Origin of the sequence: Paenibacillus harenae DSM 16969, assembly GCF_000422465.1 — a bacterium.
Taxonomy (GTDB): Bacteria; Bacillota; Bacilli; order Paenibacillales; family Paenibacillaceae; genus Pristimantibacillus; species Pristimantibacillus harenae.
This window is the reverse complement of record NZ_AULV01000015.1, coordinates 77,164-95,787: the sequence shown is the minus strand read 5'-3', so window position 1 is coordinate 95,787 and position 18,624 is coordinate 77,164. Positions and strand designations below refer to the sequence as shown.

At 52.7% G+C, this 18,624-nt stretch carries 23 protein-coding genes; 18 read left to right on the top strand and 5 right to left on the bottom strand.

All coding sequences use genetic code 11. The features are described from left to right. Positions 1-4 precede the first annotated feature (4 nt). A complete protein-coding gene (locus H581_RS0103295) occupies positions 5-811 on the top strand; it encodes an AAC(3) family N-acetyltransferase (protein WP_028608777.1) in 807 nt (268 codons plus the stop codon). A gap of 89 nt (positions 812-900) precedes the next feature. Here H581_RS0103295 and H581_RS0103290 read toward each other — a convergent pair whose 3' ends face one another. Then, positions 901-1,770, bottom strand: coding sequence for a helix-turn-helix transcriptional regulator (locus H581_RS0103290; protein WP_028608776.1), 870 nt, complete (start codon positions 1,768-1,770; stop codon positions 901-903). 117 nt (positions 1,771-1,887) lie between these two features. On the opposite strand from H581_RS0103290, the gene H581_RS0103285 reads away from it, so the two are divergent. Then, positions 1,888-2,994 (top strand): DUF2961 domain-containing protein, encoded by a 1,107-nt coding sequence (locus H581_RS0103285; RefSeq protein WP_028608775.1) that lies wholly within the window; start codon positions 1,888-1,890, stop codon positions 2,992-2,994. Positions 2,995-3,045: 51 nt separating this feature from the next. Here the strand turns inward: H581_RS0103285 and H581_RS32860 are convergent, their stop codons facing one another. Continuing rightward, positions 3,046-3,723 (bottom strand): AlkZ-related protein, encoded by a 678-nt coding sequence (locus H581_RS32860; protein ID WP_036717538.1) that lies wholly within the window; start codon positions 3,721-3,723, stop codon positions 3,046-3,048. Between the two features lie 151 nt (positions 3,724-3,874). Here H581_RS32860 and H581_RS0103275 point away from each other — a divergent pair, with 151 nt between their 5' ends. Further along, complete coding sequence (locus H581_RS0103275; protein ID WP_245599890.1) at positions 3,875-4,861, top strand: phosphotransferase enzyme family protein; 987 nt, start codon at positions 3,875-3,877, stop codon at positions 4,859-4,861. A 92-nt stretch (positions 4,862-4,953) separates the two neighbouring features. Beyond that, the gene (locus H581_RS36215) at positions 4,954-5,727 is read left to right on the top strand and encodes a VOC family protein (RefSeq protein ID WP_051250411.1); all 774 of its coding nucleotides are present in this window, start codon (positions 4,954-4,956) and stop codon (positions 5,725-5,727) included. 111 nt (positions 5,728-5,838) lie between these two features. On the opposite strand, the gene H581_RS0103265 is transcribed toward H581_RS36215, so the two are convergent. Both H581_RS0103265 and H581_RS0103260 read right to left on the bottom strand, forming a co-directional pair. After that, entirely contained in the window at positions 5,839-6,021 is a 183-nt protein-coding gene (locus H581_RS0103265) for a hypothetical protein (protein ID WP_028608773.1), read from the bottom strand. 67 nt (positions 6,022-6,088) lie between these two features. Further along, positions 6,089-6,610: a GNAT family N-acetyltransferase gene (locus tag H581_RS0103260; protein ID WP_028608772.1), complete on the bottom strand. Its 522-nt coding sequence runs from the start codon at positions 6,608-6,610 to the stop codon at positions 6,089-6,091. 183 nt (positions 6,611-6,793) lie between these two features. On the opposite strand from H581_RS0103260, the gene H581_RS0103255 reads away from it, so the two are divergent. From H581_RS0103255 to H581_RS0103215, 9 genes are all read left to right on the top strand, one after another. Further along, complete coding sequence (locus tag H581_RS0103255; protein WP_245599889.1) at positions 6,794-7,933, top strand: DUF3626 domain-containing protein; 1,140 nt, start codon at positions 6,794-6,796, stop codon at positions 7,931-7,933. A gap of 36 nt (positions 7,934-7,969) precedes the next feature. After that, positions 7,970-8,377, top strand: coding sequence for a DUF2203 domain-containing protein (locus tag H581_RS0103250; RefSeq protein ID WP_028608770.1), 408 nt, complete (start codon positions 7,970-7,972; stop codon positions 8,375-8,377). Positions 8,378-8,530: 153 nt separating this feature from the next. Next, on the top strand, positions 8,531-8,914 hold the full coding sequence (locus tag H581_RS0103245; RefSeq protein ID WP_028608769.1) for a VOC family protein: 384 nt from the start codon (positions 8,531-8,533) through the stop codon (positions 8,912-8,914). A gap of 31 nt (positions 8,915-8,945) precedes the next feature. Then, the gene (locus H581_RS0103240) at positions 8,946-9,860 is read left to right on the top strand and encodes an aldo/keto reductase (protein WP_028608768.1); all 915 of its coding nucleotides are present in this window, start codon (positions 8,946-8,948) and stop codon (positions 9,858-9,860) included. A 125-nt stretch (positions 9,861-9,985) separates the two neighbouring features. After that, positions 9,986-10,966: an effector binding domain-containing protein gene (locus H581_RS38285; RefSeq protein WP_169507418.1), complete on the top strand. Its 981-nt coding sequence runs from the start codon at positions 9,986-9,988 to the stop codon at positions 10,964-10,966. A gap of 16 nt (positions 10,967-10,982) precedes the next feature. Then, positions 10,983-11,384 carry a VOC family protein gene (locus tag H581_RS0103230; RefSeq protein ID WP_156889487.1) on the top strand — a complete coding sequence of 134 codons (402 nt, stop codon included), beginning with the start codon at positions 10,983-10,985 and terminating at the stop codon, positions 11,382-11,384. A gap of 27 nt (positions 11,385-11,411) precedes the next feature. Then, a complete protein-coding gene (locus H581_RS0103225) occupies positions 11,412-11,852 on the top strand; it encodes a VOC family protein (RefSeq protein WP_028608765.1) in 441 nt (146 codons plus the stop codon). Positions 11,853-11,995: 143 nt separating this feature from the next. Next, the gene (locus H581_RS0103220; protein WP_028608764.1) at positions 11,996-12,439 is read left to right on the top strand and encodes an Rrf2 family transcriptional regulator; all 444 of its coding nucleotides are present in this window, start codon (positions 11,996-11,998) and stop codon (positions 12,437-12,439) included. A gap of 157 nt (positions 12,440-12,596) precedes the next feature. Continuing rightward, positions 12,597-13,604, top strand: a complete 1,008-nt coding sequence (locus H581_RS0103215; RefSeq protein ID WP_036717529.1) for an LLM class flavin-dependent oxidoreductase — start codon at positions 12,597-12,599, stop codon at positions 13,602-13,604. A gap of 284 nt (positions 13,605-13,888) precedes the next feature. Here the strand turns inward: H581_RS0103215 and H581_RS39225 are convergent, their stop codons facing one another. Further along, positions 13,889-14,518 carry a M15 family metallopeptidase gene (locus tag H581_RS39225; RefSeq protein ID WP_084134432.1) on the bottom strand — a complete coding sequence of 210 codons (630 nt, stop codon included), beginning with the start codon at positions 14,516-14,518 and terminating at the stop codon, positions 13,889-13,891. A 234-nt stretch (positions 14,519-14,752) separates the two neighbouring features. Between H581_RS39225 and H581_RS0103205 the strand changes: the two genes are divergently transcribed. The 5 genes from H581_RS0103205 to H581_RS0103185 all read left to right on the top strand — a co-directional run bounded on the left by H581_RS0103205 (position 14,753) and on the right by H581_RS0103185 (position 18,606). Further along, positions 14,753-15,139 (top strand): MarR family winged helix-turn-helix transcriptional regulator, encoded by a 387-nt coding sequence (locus H581_RS0103205; protein WP_028608761.1) that lies wholly within the window; start codon positions 14,753-14,755, stop codon positions 15,137-15,139. Between the two features lie 32 nt (positions 15,140-15,171). After that, positions 15,172-16,146, top strand: a complete 975-nt coding sequence (locus H581_RS0103200; RefSeq protein ID WP_028608760.1) for a ring-cleaving dioxygenase — start codon at positions 15,172-15,174, stop codon at positions 16,144-16,146. Between the two features lie 134 nt (positions 16,147-16,280). Further along, positions 16,281-16,955 carry a hypothetical protein gene (locus tag H581_RS0103195; protein WP_028608759.1) on the top strand — a complete coding sequence of 225 codons (675 nt, stop codon included), beginning with the start codon at positions 16,281-16,283 and terminating at the stop codon, positions 16,953-16,955. Positions 16,956-16,972: 17 nt separating this feature from the next. Beyond that, positions 16,973-17,209, top strand: coding sequence for a hypothetical protein (locus H581_RS0103190; RefSeq protein WP_028608758.1), 237 nt, complete (start codon positions 16,973-16,975; stop codon positions 17,207-17,209). Between the two features lie 155 nt (positions 17,210-17,364). Then, positions 17,365-18,606, top strand: a complete 1,242-nt coding sequence (locus H581_RS0103185) for a TraB/GumN family protein (protein ID WP_036717526.1) — start codon at positions 17,365-17,367, stop codon at positions 18,604-18,606. The last annotated feature ends 18 nt before the right edge of the window (positions 18,607-18,624 follow it).

Below are 18,624 nucleotides of genomic sequence, written 5' to 3'. Positions count from 1 at the left end.
CGGAATGGAAGAATTGCAAGGAGATATGTTTACCACTGAAACGTTAAAAGCGGACTTTAAGGATTTGGGCGTTACGGCGGATATGACGGTCATGCTGCACTCGTCCGTGAAGGCGCTGGGCGGCTGGGTTGTCGGCGGTCCTGTTGCCGTAATATTAGCGCTGGAGGAATGCCTCGGCCGGACGGGTACGCTGGTTATGCCGACGCATTCGGGTGATTTATCCGATCCGTCCAATTGGAGATATCCTCCGGTCAAGGAGTCGTGGTGGGAGACCATTAGAGAGACGATGCCCGCTTATGAGCCGGACCTCACGCCCACAAGGATGATGGGCCAAATTCCGGAGAGCTTCCGGAAGCAGAACGGCGTGATCAGAAGCGGTCACCCGCAGGTTTCTTTTGCCGCATGGGGCGCGAAGAAGACGGCAATCGTTAACGGACACGGCTTGGCGAACAGCCTGGGCGAAGGCTCGCCGCTGGCCAGGCTGTATGAGCAGGAGGGCTGGGTGCTGCTCCTTGGCGTCGATCATGGCAATAATACGTCGATCCATCTAGCGGAGTACCGGGCAAATTTCATCGGAAAAAAGGCAATCACGAACAAAGCGCCCATATGGGTTGACGGTATCAAGAAGTGGACGGAGTTTGAGGATATCGAACTGAATTCGGATGATTTCGACCGGATTGGCGAAGCCTTCGAGCAAGTGACAGGCGTCGTTCGAAGAGGGAAAATCGCAAACGCGGACGCGCGTCTGATGCCGGTCAAGCCGTTGGTTGATTTTGCGGTTGCTTGGATGGAAGAGAACCGGTGCCGTTAAGCGGCGAGACGCGAGATTGCAGGCCGTTAGAGGCGCCGTAAGGGAGGCGGCTCTAATGGTCTAGTTCCACGTGCAGCCTCATCCAACCTTTATTTTTGCAGACGGAAGCTGGAGGGGCTGCAGCCTGCATTCGCTTTGAATGCGCGGCTGAACGCGTGGATGTTCGAATACCCGAGCTGCTCGGCGATATCCTGCAAGGATAAGTAAGTATACCGGATCAGAATTTTGGCTTTTTCCATCCGGATCTGCTGGTGATATTGGATAGGCGTCATTTTAAACATGTTCTTGAACAGATGAATCAAGTAAAACTTGCTGATATGGAACCGCTCGGCTAGCTCGTCCAGCTTGACGCTGCGGTGTACGTTATGATCGAAATAGGCCCGGATTTTCGTAAGCAGCTCCATATGCCCGTCACTTTTCATTTTGCTTCCCCAATACTGCTCTCTCATGATTTGGGACAAAATCGCGAGCAGGCAGCCTTTCATACGGAGCTCGTAAAAGGGTGGCTTCGTTTCGAATTCGCGAATCAGTTCGAATAACGCTTGTTCCAAGGGAATCGGGTCGCCCGGACGAAAATAACAGGGCATGAAATAAGGCGGGACGGACAGCTCGTCCTCCCGGATCCATCCCCGTTCCTTTGCATTCATCCGGTCGAGGGATTTAAAGGATACGCCGATTTCTTTGCTGTCAGGCTGGGCATACAAATCGAAATGAACATGAGGCTGCCGAATGCGCGAGCCGCCGGCAATTTGAATGGAGTGTCTTTGCCCCGGTTTAAAGAAGAAGAAGTCTCCTGCCTTCCCATAGTATACCTCGTCCTCCACGGTCACCTTTATCTGGCCTTCCATCAGGTAAAGCAGCTCATAATCCCATATGACCCGCTCGTCCAGCTTCCAGCCGGATTCCAGCACGCTGTCGATCGCCACCCGAATAAACGGGGACATATTTTCGAGACTCATTCCAGTCACCTCAGCAATATTTGATAAACAACTTCACAATATCAGGTAAGGGTTTATCGCAACTATCATTATATAATAGGTTCGTATAAACACAATATATGATACGCGAGGTGATGGATGATGCTGCAGCAGCATGGGCTTGGACATGATTTATTCTCCGCTCCGCTCGTCACGAAAGCGCGCACCCGCTCGATTTCGGCAGAGAATCCGAATGGCGAAAAGGGACAAGGCGGCAAGGAATCGAGTAATTTAGGCGTCGGACGAAAAGGAAGACCCGCCATTACGCTTAATCAAGGCGAAGAGGCAACGCTTGCCCAAATTCAGGGGACCGGCGTCATCCAGCATTTCTGGATCACGGTTGCCGATAAAACAGGCAAAGGGCATGCGGCGCAATTCGTCCTCCGAGACCTTGTTCTCCGCATGTACTGGGATGATGAAACGACCCCTTCGGTCGAAGCTCCCCTCGGCGATTTTTTCTGCAATGGCTTCGGCGTGCGCACCAACGTCAATTCGCTTCCGATTTCCGTCGTTCCGACGGGCGGCATGAACTGTTATATTCCGATGCCGTTTCGGCAATCGGCGAAGATCACGATCGAGAATCAGCATACGGCCGACATTGACGGATTTTTCTATACGATTAATTATACGCTTGTCGACCAGCTGCCGGAAAATGCAGCGTACTTCCACGCGCAGTGGCGCCGCGAAAGGGTCACCGAAACCGGCAAAGACTATACGATACTGGACAATGTCAAAGGTACGGGGCAATATATCGGCACATATCTCGCATGGGCGGCATTGGAGAGAAACTGGTGGGGCGAAGGCGAGATCAAGTTCTACATGGATGGCGACCAGGATTGGCCGACCATATGCGGCACGGGTACGGAGGATTACGTGGGAGGCGCGTGGTGCTTCAACAATAGGAAGACGAATGAGCCTGAATCGTATTCCACGCCGTATTTGGGCTATAAGTTTTACAAGGAGTCGACCGAAATCGACCCCTGGTATGGACATAATGTCCCTATGCACGGCATGTACCGCTGGCATCTGCCCGATCCGATCCGTTTCGGAAGCGATCTGCGCGTAACGATTCAGCAAATCGGGCATGACCATACCAAGCTGTTCGAGCGCTCCGACGATATCTCTTCCGTAGCCTATTGGTATCAGATGGAGCCTCATGCACCATTCCCCGCGCTGCTTCCGGCTAATCGGAGATGGCCGAGGTAATATCGTCGAAGAAGAAGGCTGCCGATTGCGAAATGTCGGCAGCCTTCTCCGTTACCGGGCAGACAGATTTAACCGCAGCTTTTTATCCAAATATTTCATCGCTTTCTCCGTACAAACGCCCTCAAGCTCCTCTTTCACTGCAGCTTTCGCCAAAGCAAGATCATCAGCCTGCTTCTTCTTCCGGCCCAGCGTCTCGTTCAGCCAGTGGTCCGCGCTTTCGAAGCACATGCTGCTCCAGCCGCCCTCGAAGTCGCTTTCCTGCGCCCCGGTAATGACGATGTCGCCGAAATTTTGCAGCTCGACAAGCGCGCGTTCGTAATCCTTCTTCTGTTCCTTGGCGGTCAGGCCGGACGCCTTCCGCAATTGGCGCGAGTCCATGCTGCCTGCTTCCCGGACGATGCCGTATAAAGCTTTGGCGTCTTGCGACATCAATCCGCCGCTGTATCGCTCCTCTACGCTTTTCCCTTGAGAGAGCAGAACCCGTACTTGCGGAAACAGATCGACATGAATGAAGGACGCCTTCGTGCCGAAGAACTTCCCGTAAGCCGCGTGCTCGTCCTTTACGATACGGACCCGCCACTGCCAAGGGTCGTTCTCTGAGCCGTCATGCCATACGTTGTCCGCCGCCGCGGCCGTGAGCGAAGGATGCTCGGGAATCAAATCGGAGAACGGGAAAATTTTGAACTGCTCAACGAGCTGTACGAACTCCGGATAAGTCGACGTTTTCATAGGTTCACTCCCACGCAAAATTTGGTAGACTATTATTCTAGTATTATCCACAATTTCCTTCGGATAGACAAACGTCAATTGCAAGAGGGCAGGAAAGAATAGGAGAAACACCTGTCTGGAAATCGCTCAGATAAATGGAAGGGGCAAGGGAATGCAGATGCGGGAAGAAAGCGTGAAAGAGCTGCTGCAGCAATATGGCATAAATCAGCCGACAGTCGTATGGCTGAAGCATAGCGGGAATAGGACCTATAAAGTGACGGATTCCGCTGACGGCAAGGATTATCTGTTTCGTATCCATCAGCCGGTAACGGCAAATATGGAAGGCGTGCAGCATACGCGTTCCGGCCTTCAGGCAGAGCTTCAGCTGTTGAAGGATATCGCCGCGGAGACCCTGCTTACCGTTCAAATGCCTGTTCGTAACCGTTCCGGCTCCGTCCTTACGGAAATAACGGAAGGAAGCCGTCCATTGATCTGCTCGCTGCTGACGTGGATCGATGGAAGAGAGCTCAAGAAGGAGGATCTTGAAGACAGACAGCTTGCATGCATGTTAGGCATGAGGACTGCGGAGCTGCACCGGTTTACGCGCGGTTACGGCGGCGTGCGGCCGGGGGACCGCCCAAGCTATGGCCGTGAGCGAAGCGAGCTGATGATCAGACAGATTTCGAGGGGAATCGAAAAAGGATTGTTTAGTCGGAAGGAGCAAGACATCTTGGAGAACTGCATGCGGCTAATGAACGAGAAACTCTCGGATACGCTGGCTGGACCAGGTGCTTGGGGCATGATTCATGCCGATCTGAATAGGAGCAATATACTCGTTACGGAAGCGGGGGAGCTCGCAATTATCGATTATGGATTATCCGGATACGGTTATTACATGCTTGATCTGGCGATGGCGGCATTGAATGCTCCGTCTGCTTATCGCGATCATGTGCTGAAGGGGTATTTTGGCGAGAAACGTATACCGGATTGGGCAGAGACCGTCCTGGGCGGCTTCATGCTGATGGCGGTGCTCGGCTACTATGCTTTCCACATGGAGAACGAGAAGGTTCATCCATGGATTCGCGAAAGGATGCCTAAACTGTGCGAAGACCGCTGTCTTCCCTTTCTTGACGGAGAGAGTATTTTCAAGGCTTTCTGACGCGGTACAAAGTTTCATGGAAAACATTTACATAGGAACGTATGTGCGGTAAAATAAACGTTGTGTCATTTTCCTTTGAGGGAGAGATCGATGTGGAAGCGATTCAAAGCCCGATTCAAAATGTGGTAGGCAGCGTATTTGTTCATGTAAAGGACCTTAGACGTTCAGCGGAGTGGTACAGCATGGCAATGGGTTTGCCTCTTCTGGAGGAAAGGTTGAACGGCGGTCCTGTCTACTGGCTGGCGCTGGAAGGCGGAACCGGCTTAATTCTGGATGACAACCGGAATAACGATCCGGGAGCGAAGCATGTGCTGTACAGCTACAAAACGGACGATATCGAAGCGGCATACCGTTTTCTGTCGGAAATGGGGGCCGATCTGTTGTTCCCGATTGAGCGTCCGCATCCGGGGCTTGCTTATTTTAATTTTGCCGACCCCGACGGCAATGCGGTGATGGTGACGCAATCGGATTACGAGTCCGCCGTTGTAGAGCGGCTCGAGCACTCGGCAAGTCCGATTATGAACAAAATTGCTTCTATCTTCATTAATGTGACGGATATGAACCGAGCCATTGCATTTCACAGCAAGGCACTCGCCCTCCCTTATGAAGAGGTTAATGCCGGCCAATCGATTTATGAACTGCATATGAGAAGCGGCAGCGGAGTGCTGTTAGACGATAACCGGTTCAGGCAAGGCGATTCTTATAAGACGTTGTTTATGTTCGTCACGAGAGACGCGGAAGGCTCGAAGGCCTATCTGGAAGCAAACGGCGTTCAAGTGTTCACCGACATGGAGCGGCATGGCGATATGGCTTTCTTCACGGTTCAAGATCCGGACGGCAACGTCGTCATGGTCTGCTCGGAATAATCGTTGTATTCAAATTTACGTGCTCGCTCCAGCGGAAGGCGAGAGGGATTGATAGAAGGTTATGATTGATCCCGCCAGAATCCGGCAAGAAAAATAGCGCCAATTCAGGCGCTATTTTTCTTGCCGGACAATAATCTCATCTAATTCCGAGCTGTGCTCGCGGGCCGCAGCCTGAATTTCCTGATCAAGCTTGCTTGTGCCCTGGATATCTTCGGCAGCCTCGATTTGCTGCTCCAGCTGCTCCTCGATCTGTCCGATTCCGTGCGCTTCCTGATGCTGTCTGCTAGTCGTCATATTCAACCTCCGCATTCGATGTATGCCCCCTGGGTTACCCCTCTAACATGCGCGGCGCGGAGGAAAATTATGCATGTGAAACCGGAATCTTCGTCATATACAAGACCAATTCGTCATCCACCCGTATGCTGCTCCCCGGTGCAACGACCTCATTATTATACGTAATCCCCCTGCCGTCCGGGATATAACCTCTCTTCGCATACATCCGCTGCGCGCTGCCGTAACTCGCATACAGGCCCACGCCGATTCCGACGATGCCGTGCTTCTCGAAGGCCATTCGTTCGACTTCGTCCATTAACGCGTTCCCGATTCCCTGCCGGCGCAGCGGCGGAATAACGTCGAAGTTATTAATTTCGGGAATTCCCCGTTCCGCGAAGTATGGATAGTACGACTCGGACAGAAGGTGCAGCCAACCGGCAAATTGCCCGTCCCGATAAGCAGTAAGCGTGATACGCCCGCCGGATTCGTTCTCTTCCCGGCACCTGGCGATATAATCCAAAGGCTTTGGAATGGCGTTCTGAGCAAGGGTTTGATGAATGACCGTCACATCGCTGCGCTCCATTTGCCTGATTAGCAGTTTATGATCCATATTGCCCTCCCGTCGACTGGATTGAAGGTTTCTTCCTCCATAATAGGGCGGTTGGATGCACGCAGGCAAGGGAACGATCGATTATAATTGAACTGTAATGGAAAGATGAGTTTCAGAGCGCGCGCTTGTATAATAAAAAGGAAGCAATAAACGATTCTTTCCCAGGAAAGCGAGGAATCTCAAGTGGAAGACAGCTTGTACGGGGACGCTTCCCCGACGGCCGGCTTGACGGCAGCGCAAATACAGGCTCTTCAATGCGTGACGTCGGCGGCTTCGGCAGCTCGGAGCAGCGATCTGGAGAAAGCGGAACGTATTCTCGCACGCAGAGGGATGTCCCATACAACGTCGGTTCAAACCATTATTTCCACTATTCGCAAAAACGCTGCAGTCACGCTGAACTTTCATCCGGACCGGATACTGCCTGCCGGGATGACGGTAGCGGAAGGCTTTCTGGCTCATGGCGCCTACCTCAGCCAATTCGAGACCGGCGTATCGAACGGCAGCCGGACGGCTTATTCCGGCGGGGACCGGGACCGTTGGGAGGAGCGATTGTTCGGCGGCGCTTACCAACTGCCCGGCGCTCTGCCCTCCGAACGTCCGAAGTACGGGGCGTTCAATGTGATGAAATATGCAGACGGGGCTTCGCCGCGGTTCGGATCCTGTCATTTCCGCTTGCGGTCCGCTGTTAGCGAGCGGTGCACGTTCACCTTCGGCGACAGCCATGCCGGCCCGGAGCATAAGGGAACGATCGGAAGCTTCGAGCCGCTGCTGGCGGCGCTGCTCGAGGCTGTCGAGAATACGGGAGAAGCGTTAGGCATGCCTAATCTCGATATTCCATTGCTCATTGACTTTCTTCTCAAACCGGGACATGGAGCTGGGAACGGTCCTTCCGGAAAGCTGGGACGGGCGCTTGACGATTACATAGAGGCTCAAGTGCACGGGGACATCGCCTTGGGGCGGGACGTGGAAGCGTTGGTTGCGGACCCGTCCTTTCAGGGAACCAAGACGGGGGAGCAGCTTAGCTTGTTGTGCAGCAAGCATCGGATCAAGCTTTGCTGGCATGCCGGCTACCGGCTCGCGGCCGATCAGGTGCCCGAACATTTCCGCGGGCCGGCGATTCCCCCGTTTGCGCGGCATATCGCGGACAGGTTCGCAGAGACACCGGGACAAGTGGATGCAGCCGTAATTGGCAAAGCGGCAGCTTCTTATCATGCTAACTCCGATGATTGGAGCAGTTGGGGCACGCAGGATGAGGTGCTGCAATATATCAAGCAGCTGTGGCATGTGCTCGTCAAATTCGGAGAGCCCGCTAGGCAGGGATGAGCGATGGTTCGCGATAAAAAAGGAGGGTAATCGATCTTGGAACATAAATTATTTACTTTGAGCGAAGCGAATGCGCTGCTGCCGCAGCTTAGGGAGGATCTTCGCAGGCTTCAGGATACAACCGCGCAGTTCGAACGCTTGTATGTGGAGTATCAGAAGGCGAGAGAAAACTACAAGCATGACTCCGCTCCGGTCAACGGAAGCGATGACCCGTTCTTCGAGCTGGAGAGCAAGCTGGATTTTATGAAAATGGAAACCGACCTCCTCATCGAAAATTTCACGCGCAAAGGCGTCCTTCTAAAGATGATCAATCCCGGGCTGATAGATTTTCCGGCGGAGTTGAACGGGGAGGAGATTCTGATCTGCTGGAAGGAAGGCGAAGAGAGCGTCTCCCATTATCATGGCTGGCAAGACGGTTTCGCCGGGCGTAAGCCGTTTCCGTGAGCCGTCTTGCCATTGTGTCGCCTATGTAGGTTGCCCAAATCGTGCCGGTTTCGGTGGATGTTAGACGTATTCCCTGGCTATTTTTTTATGGGTAATAAAAGGATAGGCCGGCAATTCCATCTAAGGAAATTAGGAGCTGGAGGTTGAGGGACATTGATGAAGCATGAAGGCTTGCATCATATCAGCATCATTGTAAGCGACCTGGAGCGCGCGAAAGCATTCTATGAGAATGTGATCGGTCTGCAGGAAATCCAACGTCCGCCGTTTGACTTTCCCGGCGCATGGTATGCCGTTGGCGGGGGCGGGCAGCAGCTGCACCTGATCGTGCATCACGGGGAGACCAAGCGTACCGGAGGAATCGACACGAGAGACGGCCACTTCGCGATCCGCGTCAGCGACTATGCATGCACGATAGATTGGCTGGAGCGGCATCACGTTGGGTACAAAGCGAATCCGAACAGCATCACCGGTTTCGCTCAAATCTTCGTGCTGGATCCCGACCGTAACGTCATTGAGCTAAATGCGGTGCTAATTTAAGGAAGAAGTCATTAGGTAAGGGGGCGCCGGAATGAAGAAAAACCGGCTGGGATATTCGGAGCTGGAGGTCAGCGAGATTGGGCTTGGCTGCATGTCGTTGGGTACGGATAAGCAAATGGCGGTCAGGCTCGTTCATGAAGCGCTTGACCGCGGCATTCAGTTTCTGGATACCGCCGATCTGTACGATGACGGGCGGAATGAGGAGATTGTCGGCGAAGCGCTGAAGGGGCGCCGCTCCGATGTTATTCTGGCAACGAAGGTAGGCAATCGAAAGGAGCCGGGCAAGCAGGGCTGGACATGGGACCCTTCCAAGGCCTATATCAAATCGGCGGTGAAGGACAGCTTAAGAAGACTGCAAACCGACTATATCGATTTATACCAGCTGCACGGCGGCACGCTGGATGATCCGGTTGCAGAGACGATCGAAGCGTTCGAGGAGTTGAAGCGGGAAGGAGCGATCCGTTATTACGGCATTTCCTCTATTCGCCCGAACGTTATACGGGAATACGCAAAGCTCTCGGATATGGTAAGCGTTATGAGCCAGTACAGCATTTTGGACCGGAGGCCGGAGGAGACGGTGCTGCCCCTTCTGGCAGAGAAAGGCGTAAGCGTGATCGCCCGCGGGCCGGTAGCGAAGGGCATATTGACAAGCGGCGGAGACGGGAAAGCGGAGAAGGGATATTTGGACTACAGCGGCGCCGAAGCGGCGTCATTGCGCGGGGAGCTGCTGCGGCTTAGCCGGAGCGGAGGGTTCACCGATCTTGCTCACCTTGCAATTCGCTATGCCTTAGCGAATCCAGCGGTTGCGACGGTTATCCCTGGCGCGAGTACGCTGAAACAGCTGCTGGTCAATGCGGAAGCGGGGAGCGCAAGGCCGCTGGCACGCGAGGAATGGGATGCGATTCGGGCAATCAGCAAGGCTGGCGTATATGAGCAGCACCGGTAACGAATGCGGTCGCCAAAAATTGATTTACAGAACAAACGTTCCGGGTTATCATCTTCATGCAGACTAAATTTTCCATGGAAAATGCGGGCATAAATGATTAACTTTAGTCGAGAGGGATGATAGCTATGGCTTTGACAGACAAGAGAATGTTCGATCGCAAGGGCGGCTTCGAGCTTGAAGATTTGCGGGGGGAGAAGCTGCACATGGCATGCCTGAAGGGCGCCGAGCTGCATGGCGTCGATGCCAGGGATACGTCGCTGGCGCATGTGAATTTTGTTCATTCGAAGTGGGAGCACATCTTTTTCTCGAACGTTCATGTGAATGAAGCGCAGATGGGCGGAACCCTGTTTGAGAATATCCGGCGACCGGATGCGGAGTTCAGCCGTCTGGAGGAAGAGGCAGGCACGGATGGCTGGATTAATGTCGAACCTGTCCGCTTTCTGACTAGCGACTTGAGCAATGCGATATTTGAATCATGCAATCTTAGCGGCGTGGATTTGATCGACTGCAAGGTTGAAGGAATGCGGATTAACGGAATCCCTGTAGAGGAGCTTCTGCGCAGCTATACGGAGAATAAAGAGACGGCAGCGGCGATTGAGGAAGAGCATGCCTCCGTCGCCCCGTCCGTGCCGACGGTTGTGACGAAGCCGGGCTTCACGATCGCCGGTATTACGTTTGATGCGAATTTGCAGGAAATTGAGGAGCAGCAGCTTGGCAAAGCCGCCTTGGAGAAGGTCCGGGCAGCGCGTGAGCAATTGGCGGAGCGTCTATCCGACGATGTATATCTGGTTCAGGTATATCCGATGAAGCCTGGCTTTAATCCTCATGCAGATGCATTTACGCAGTTGGTCGGTTACGTGGTTCCGGAAGGGACATTCGTTCCCGACGGATTCGTGCTTCGTTCTTTTCCGGAGCGGGAGTATGTGAAGATGACCCATATCGGACGCGAGTCCGAGCTTGGCCGCACGTACGATTTGCTTTACGGGCGCTGGCTGCAGGAGAACGGGCGTCAACCAGCCGGATACGATTTCGAGGTGTGGGACGATCGTTATAAGCCGGAGCAGGACGACAATGAAATTGACGTTCATGTCGCGCTCGCGCCATAGAGAGGAGACGTTACATATGATCAAAAATTTAAATTGTGCTTATGTTCCCGTATCCGATGCAGTGAAATCGGCCGAATGGTATGCACAGGTGCTGGGAATGAAATTGCGTGCCCCCGTAGAGCCCGGGCGCGGCGCGATTATGATCATGGATGAAGGGCAGTGGCTGTTTCTGCTTCCAAGCCCGGATGGGAAACCGCTCACCTTCTCCACGACGGCATGGGCGGAGAACGGCGAGTCGTTTGAGATGTTTCCGATCTGCTTTACGACAACCAGGATGCAGTCTCTGTACGCATCGTTGAGGGAATCGGGCACATGGGTTGAGACGGATATTCGAGATGAAGGCAGCTGCGGCCTGCAGTTAACCTTCAAAGATCCGGACGGCAACAAATTTCAAGTATTTCAGGAGCCGGCATCCTAATTGCCATGAAGAAAGGCGTGAAGCGCGATGAGCCGTGAATTTGCGTTTACCCGAGTCGGTTACGTGTACGTCCCGACAACAAACATTGCACAATCGGTCGAGTGGTACACCAGTAACCTCTCTTTCAAGCTGATTGACAAATTTCAAGACCGAGGCTCCTATTTGGCCGTCTTGCACCACCCGCATCAGCATGCCATTGCGTTACTGCTTATCGAGACGGAGGACAGCAAGCCGCTCGAGATATCAAGAAACGGCGTACCGTTTCCGATTATGGCGTTAAATTGTCCGAATATCGAGTTTACGCACAGCGTCTTATTAGGCAATGGCGTAGCCGTGGAGAATATCCGAACGCTTGGCGCAGGCGAAGCCAAATATTTTTATTTCAGGGACGATCAAGGGAATTTATTAGAGGCAGCATGGTCGATCTGGGATCCCAAGGATATGATAAAGGATGGTTACGAACCGTAAGGGCTGCAGTCTTCATATTCAAGACGCCTGAAGGAAGGAGAAGGTTCTGTACGGAGCCTTCTCCAACTTGCTGTAAAACAGGTTTGACTTTCTCAACTGTATGAAATAATATTACAGTAACCTTCCGGAGAGGGAGTGCAACGATGAATAGTGAATTTACAGTGGCGGTTCACAGCTTGGTTCTGCTTGCTTACTTGCCTGAACATATGGCCAGCAGCGAGACAATCGCCCGCAATGTATCCACGAATCCGACGCGTATCCGCAAAATCATGAGTACCTTGCGCAAGCATGGATATGTAATGACGAAGGAAGGCATCGGCGGGGGGTATATATTGAGCTGCGACCCGGAAGAGGTTACGCTGGCTGAAATATACCGTACGCTGTCCGGCGGTACGTTGAAGCCGCATTGGTGCTCCGGGAATCCGGAGGAGGAATGCCTGGTTTCCGCGAACATACAAGTTGTCATGGATCATTTCTTCTACGAGGCAGAGCTTCACTACGAAGCCTATCTGGAGCAAAATACGCTTCAGACCGTGTTAGATAAGATCCGGCAATGCCAGCAGATGAGCAATGCGACGCAGGGGTGAAACAGTTCTCATCTGCTGTCTGGTGGCCTGTTCCGCCTATTACGCATAGTAAATGAGATTTAATGTATACTGTTTAATATGTATCTATCATTCATACAGTTTAAAGGAAGTCCTTTTTGTTAGCGGCTTTTGAATTATGTAGAAGAAGGTGAATGTTGTGTCTGAAATTCATGGGGCTTATCAGATCCCGCTGTCCGTCCTTGATGTTTCTCCGATTGTCGAAGGAGGAACGGTCTCCGAATCGCTTAGCCATACACTCGATCTGGCACGCCATACGGAGAAGTGGGGATATCATCGTTATTGGCTGGCGGAGCATCACAATGCGCCGAGCATTGCGAGCTCGGCGACTTCGATTGTTATCGGCCATGTCGCGGCCGGCACCTCGACGATCCGGGTCGGCTCGGGCGGCATTATGCTGCCGAACCATGCGCCGCTTGTCATTGCCGAGCAATTCGGTACGCTGGAATCGCTGTTTCCCGGCCGGATCGACCTCGGGCTTGGACGTGCGCCCGGGACGGACGGCTTGACCGCGGCCGCGCTGAGAGGCAGCCGCAGAAGCAACGGGCATGATTTTCCCGAGCAGCTGGCGGAGCTGCGGGCATTTCTTGATCCTGCCGGATCGGAGGTCGGCATGCCGGTCAGAGCCATCCCCGGAGAAGGGCTGAACATTCCAATCTGGCTGCTCGGTTCCAGTGATTTTAGCGCCATGCTGGCTGCGGAACTGGGCCTGCCGTTCGCTTTTGCCGGACACTTCTCGCCGAACTTTACGATCCCGGCCATGAATCTGTACCGCAGCAACTTTAAGCCTTCCGAGGTGCTGGATAAGCCGTACGGCATGGTGGCGGTCAATGTTATTGCAGCCGATTCGGATGAGGAAGCGGAGTACTTGGCTACGTCAATGCAGCAGCTTTTCCTTTCGTTCATTCGTAATACGAGAGGTCCTCTTCCGGCGCCGGTCCGCAATATGGATACAATGTGGAGCGAGCAGGAGAAGGCGGCACTTCAGCAGCAGCTTGGTTCATCGATTATAGGAGGGCCGGAGACGGTCCGCAATAAGCTGAAGCAGTATATTGAAGCTACGCAAGCGGATGAAATTATGGTGGCCGCACACATTTATGATCACCGGGCACGCTTGCGTTCTTATGAAATTATAGCAAGTCCATAATAGAGATACGGGATAGGTACTGCTCATCAGCTTGTACCTGTCGATGAGACGCGGCGGGAGAGCGAAGACGCCGGCCGTTAGGCGGAAGCGAATATATATGAGCAAAGAGCACAGGCTAATGATGATATGCCCTCTTACGGTAGACAGGTGAAATAATAAAACCTGCAACTGAAAGGGGATTATCATGACAGCGCTGCGCTCTTTTTTTGAGAATTTCATTCTATGTTGGACGATAGAAACATACTCGCGAGGCGGAGAGAGCGAATCGTTCCGTAGAAACTTTATTATTCCACAGGTGGCCGCAAGCCCCGCTTGAGTTGGCGGATCGTATAACCGAAGTCCATTTGAAGATGCGGATAATCCGGGAAGTTGTCCCAATCGCCGCCCCAACTGAAGCCCAGCCGTTTCGCCGCGGCTACAACCTCCATCCAGTCGGCCTCCCCGTTACGGTTTCCGTCGTATTTCATATCCCACACGACCTCCCCTTCCTTCGTACGAAGGGCAAAATCGATGGCGAGACCGTAATTATGATAGGAATTGCCTCCTTGTACCTGAGTGACCACAGCGCCATCTGCCGTACGCCCTTGCGCATAAAGCGAATCCTGCTCTTCGCTTGAGCGGAAGCCGTCGGTTATAAGTACCGAGATGCCGATTTTTGCCGTCTCCGCTAACAGCTCTTTCTGCTTGGCGAGAACGACCGGATGAAGCTCAGCGACAGGGGGAGCCGGAACGATGTCGTTACCTGGTTCGGAGCGTTCGAATTGCCAAATGGATCTCCATAATAAAAATGCCGTAAGCGCTAAAATAATCAATATGAGAAACCGGTTGCGATTCCGCCTGTTTCTTTTTACCGTGTCCAGCGTTGTTCGTCCAGCCGGCTGAAGGGGCTGTGAATAAGGATTTCGTTCGAGCATGCCTGTTCTCCTTAAATGAATGATGAAAAATAATGGTAATGACTTTAGTTGATATAGAGTATTCGCTTATCTTAACACACTGGTGACGGTGATGCGCTAGTCTGAGGTAGGGGATTGACTTTTATTCAGTTTACAACTAAACTGATGCTTGTAGAAAGGGCTTGAGGTGATGATGTGACGGAGAGTCATACAGATGATTCCCACTTATCGAAGCGCGATGAGCGGCTTGGTTTAATGATATGGTTTCGTTTGTCTCGGGTTTATAACCAAAGTCTGAAGGAAACCCATCAGCATTTGAAAAAATGGGACTTAACCGCTGCCCAGTTCGACATCCTGGCTCAAGTCGGCGCTCATAACCGGCTGACGCAGAAGCAGCTGGCGGATAAGCTTTTTGTCACGAAAGGCAATATTACTCAGTTGCTTGGCAAGCTTGAGGAACTTGGTCTCGTGAAGCGCGAGCAGGAGTGGAAGACGAAATATGTCTCTTTAACGAAAAGAGGCAAGTCGCTGTTCGATAAGGTCGTTCCGGTTCAAGAGCAGTTTCAAGCCTCGCAATATGACGGATTGGACCGGGAAGAGAAGAAGCAGCTGCTCGGGCTGCTCAAGAAAATACAGAAATAACGCATTCACATATCACAGGAGGTTGATCGCGCATGCAGCTTAAAGGCATTCACCACGTATCCGCCATGACCGGCAAGGCATCTGAGAACTTTACCTTTTACACGCAGCTGCTGGGACTCCGGTTAGTCAAAAAGACGGTTAACCAGGATGAGACCTCGGTCTATCATTTGTTCTACGGGGACGAAAAGGGAAATCCGGGAACGGAATTGACGTTCTTCGAGTTTCCGATGATCGGCAAAAACCGTGCGGGAACAAGCAGCATTTCCTCCTTGTCGCTTCGCGTAGCAAGTGATGCGGCACTGCTTTATTGGAAGGAACGGCTTAGTCAGTTCAAAGTCGATCATGACGAGATCATTGAGCGAGCCGGGCGCCAGACGCTTGCGTTCCGCGATTATGAGGGGCAGCGGCTTATCTTGGTTTCGGATGAGCGGAACGAAGGCGTTGCCGGCGGTGTTCCTTGGGAGAGAAGCACGGTGCCTGCCGAATACGGCATTCTGGGGCTGGGGCCGGTTCAATTGACGGTGCGGAACCCGGAGCCGACCGTTGCTGTGTTGACGAAGCTGATGGGCTTCCGGGAGAAGGGCAAGTATCCGTCTACTGTTGCGGGGCAGTCGGACATTATCGTATTAGAAACGGGAGAAGGCGGCAGCGGAGCGGAGGTTCATGTGGAAGAGCGCAGCGACCTGCCGCGTGAGCAGCTGGGATATGGCGGCGTACACCATGTCGCTTTCCGCGTCGATAACGACGACGAGCTGCGGGAATGGATCGGGCATATTCGCGGCGTACGCATGCCGAACTCCGGCTTTGTCGACCGCTACTATTTTCGCTCGTTGTACTTCCGCGAGCCGAACGGCATTCTTTTTGAATTGGCGACGGACGGTCCCGGCTTCGATACGGATGAGGATATTAACCATCTGGGCGAATCGCTCGCTTTGCCTCCATTCCTCGAGCCTCAACGCGAACAAATCGAATCGAGACTGAAGCCTCTGGTGACAAAGCCGTTGTAAGCGGGATGAGGAGCGATTGACAGATGTAATCGACTGGCCTTATACTTTGATCAGATAAGGACGAAGAACGTCCCGTATTCCGCGATCGCTGCGGGGTGCGGGATTTTTTGCGTCCTGACAGGAGGATGAGAGCATTGGGATATAAGGAAGTGCATGCAAAATGGTTGGAGGCTCATATGCGCCGCAGAACGGGAGAACGCCGCAGCAGGCTGGAGAGGGGGCATGGGCACGGGGAACGTATGTTTTTGGAGCAGGTATGGTGGTCGATTTTTGGTCATATGGACAATTTGCATCCTGAATACGAGGTCTCGGATTGGCGAGGCAGACCGTACTTTGTCGACTTTGTCTGGGTGCTTGGGCGTTATAAATTCGCGATAGAGGTTAAGGGTTATGGCCCCCATGTGCAAAATATGGACCGAATCCGTTACCGCCAGGAGCTGAACCGGGAAACCTATCTGCAGATAGCGGGCTATCGTGTGGTAGCTGTACCGTATGACGAGATTGAGGAGAAGCCGGAATTAGTGATTTCTTTGTTAAAATCATTGTTTGCGCCATACATGGCCTCCAGTCTCGAGGAAGGGAAGTACAAGCGGCTGGAGCTGGATGTGTTACGAGCAGCAAAAAGACGGAACAAGCACATTCGTCCAATCGATTTGGTGGATGAATTAAAGATAAATCTTCGCACAGCGAGGCGTTGTTTGCAATCTCTCTGCGATAAAGAGAAGTTATTGCCGATTCGTTCAGGGAAAAGTGGAAGAGTCTGTCGCTATGAATTTGTACATTCTTTCGAGGATGATCATCTGTGGTGATAAGTAGGTAATTTACTATGGATCAGACCGCGCGAATGAGCGGCAGAAATGCCGTTGAATCGGCATGCGAGGCGGAGATCGCGCGAATGAGCGGCAGAAATGCCGTAGAATCGGCATGCGAGGCGGAGACCGCGCGAATGAGCGGCAGAAATGCCGTTGAATCGGCATGCGAGGCGGAGATCGCGCGAATGAGCGGCAGAAATGCCGTAGAATCGGCATGCGAGGCGGAGACCGCGCGAATATACAATCCGTGAATCGCAAAACACAACGCAAAAAAGTTTTGTATTTTCCGAAATGGTAATTGCGTGGTATTAATAGTTAAAATATGGGTGCGGAAAGGTGGGGTGAAGCGTCTGTCGATAACGAATAAACACTAACACTATCTATCATTAAAGGAGAGAATGACTGGATGAAAAAAATCACAGCACTACTAGTGTCCATTGCCCTCTTATTTACTTTTGCAGCGAGCGTTCAAGCGGAAGCTAAGCCGGTAACGGTTTGGATCGGAGACGAACAGCTGCAGCTGGAAGAGTCGCAGCAGCCGATCATTGAGAAGGGAACAACGCTCGTTCCGGCAGAGCCGCTGCTGGAAGAGCTGGATTTCTCGTTTAGCTGGGACCAACAGGAGCAAGTCGTTACCGGCACCAAGGAAGGCTTAAACCTTTCGATTCAAATGGACAACCCGGTTGCGCTCGTGAATGAAGAAGAGCAGCAACTGCTTGCCGTCCCGCGGCTGGTCAAGGGTAACGCCTATATTCCATTACGATTTGTAAGCGAAGCGGCAGGCTACGAGGTATCGTGGAGCAGCGAGAACCGCGCGGTTTCCCTTGAAGTTAAGGAGCCGAGCCAAGGATTCCTATGGAAAGCGGAGAACGCCGGGAATACGGTTTATTTGCTGGGATCGATCCACGTAGCGAACGAAGCCATGTATCCGCTGCGTCCTGAAATACTGGAGGCCTATGAAGCATCCGATTATCTGGTCGTCGAGGCGGATATTACGAATGGCAATGTCGAGACGAATCAGAAGCTCGTCGCGGAAATCAGCACCTACAAGGACGGCACGACGCTGAAGGATCACGTCTCCGAAGAGGCCTATAAGAAAGTGGAAGAGATTTTGAAGGAAAACGGCCTGGAGCCGAATGTTTTGGATAGCTTTGAGCCGTGGAGCGTATCTTCGACCCTGGATTATTTTACGATGCTGAAATCAGGTTACGACACAAGCATTGGAATCGACGCTTATTTCTTGAAGCAGGCGGGTGAGAGCGGGCTGCCGGTTCTGGAACTGGAGTCGATCGAATCGCAGCTGCAAATATTCGACAATTTCTCGGAGGACCTGCAGGAAGAGATGCTCCTTACATCCATCGAAAGCTACTATGCTGAGGATTCCAGTCTCGATCAGCTTACGGAAACGTGGGTGACCGGGAATGAGGAGGAGCTGCTTGCGCTGACTAGCGAAACGACCATGAACGAGGAGCTCTATAAAACGCTGCTTAAGGACCGGAACATTCAGATGGTTGAAAAAATAAACGGTTACTTGAACGGCCAAGAAAAGAAAGCTTATTTCGTTGTCGTTGGAGCCGCCCATATGCTTGGCGAGGATGGCCTCGTAAAGCTGCTGGAGCAGAAAGGCTTTACGGTTACTCGGCTATAGCTGTCATGCAGGGACCGC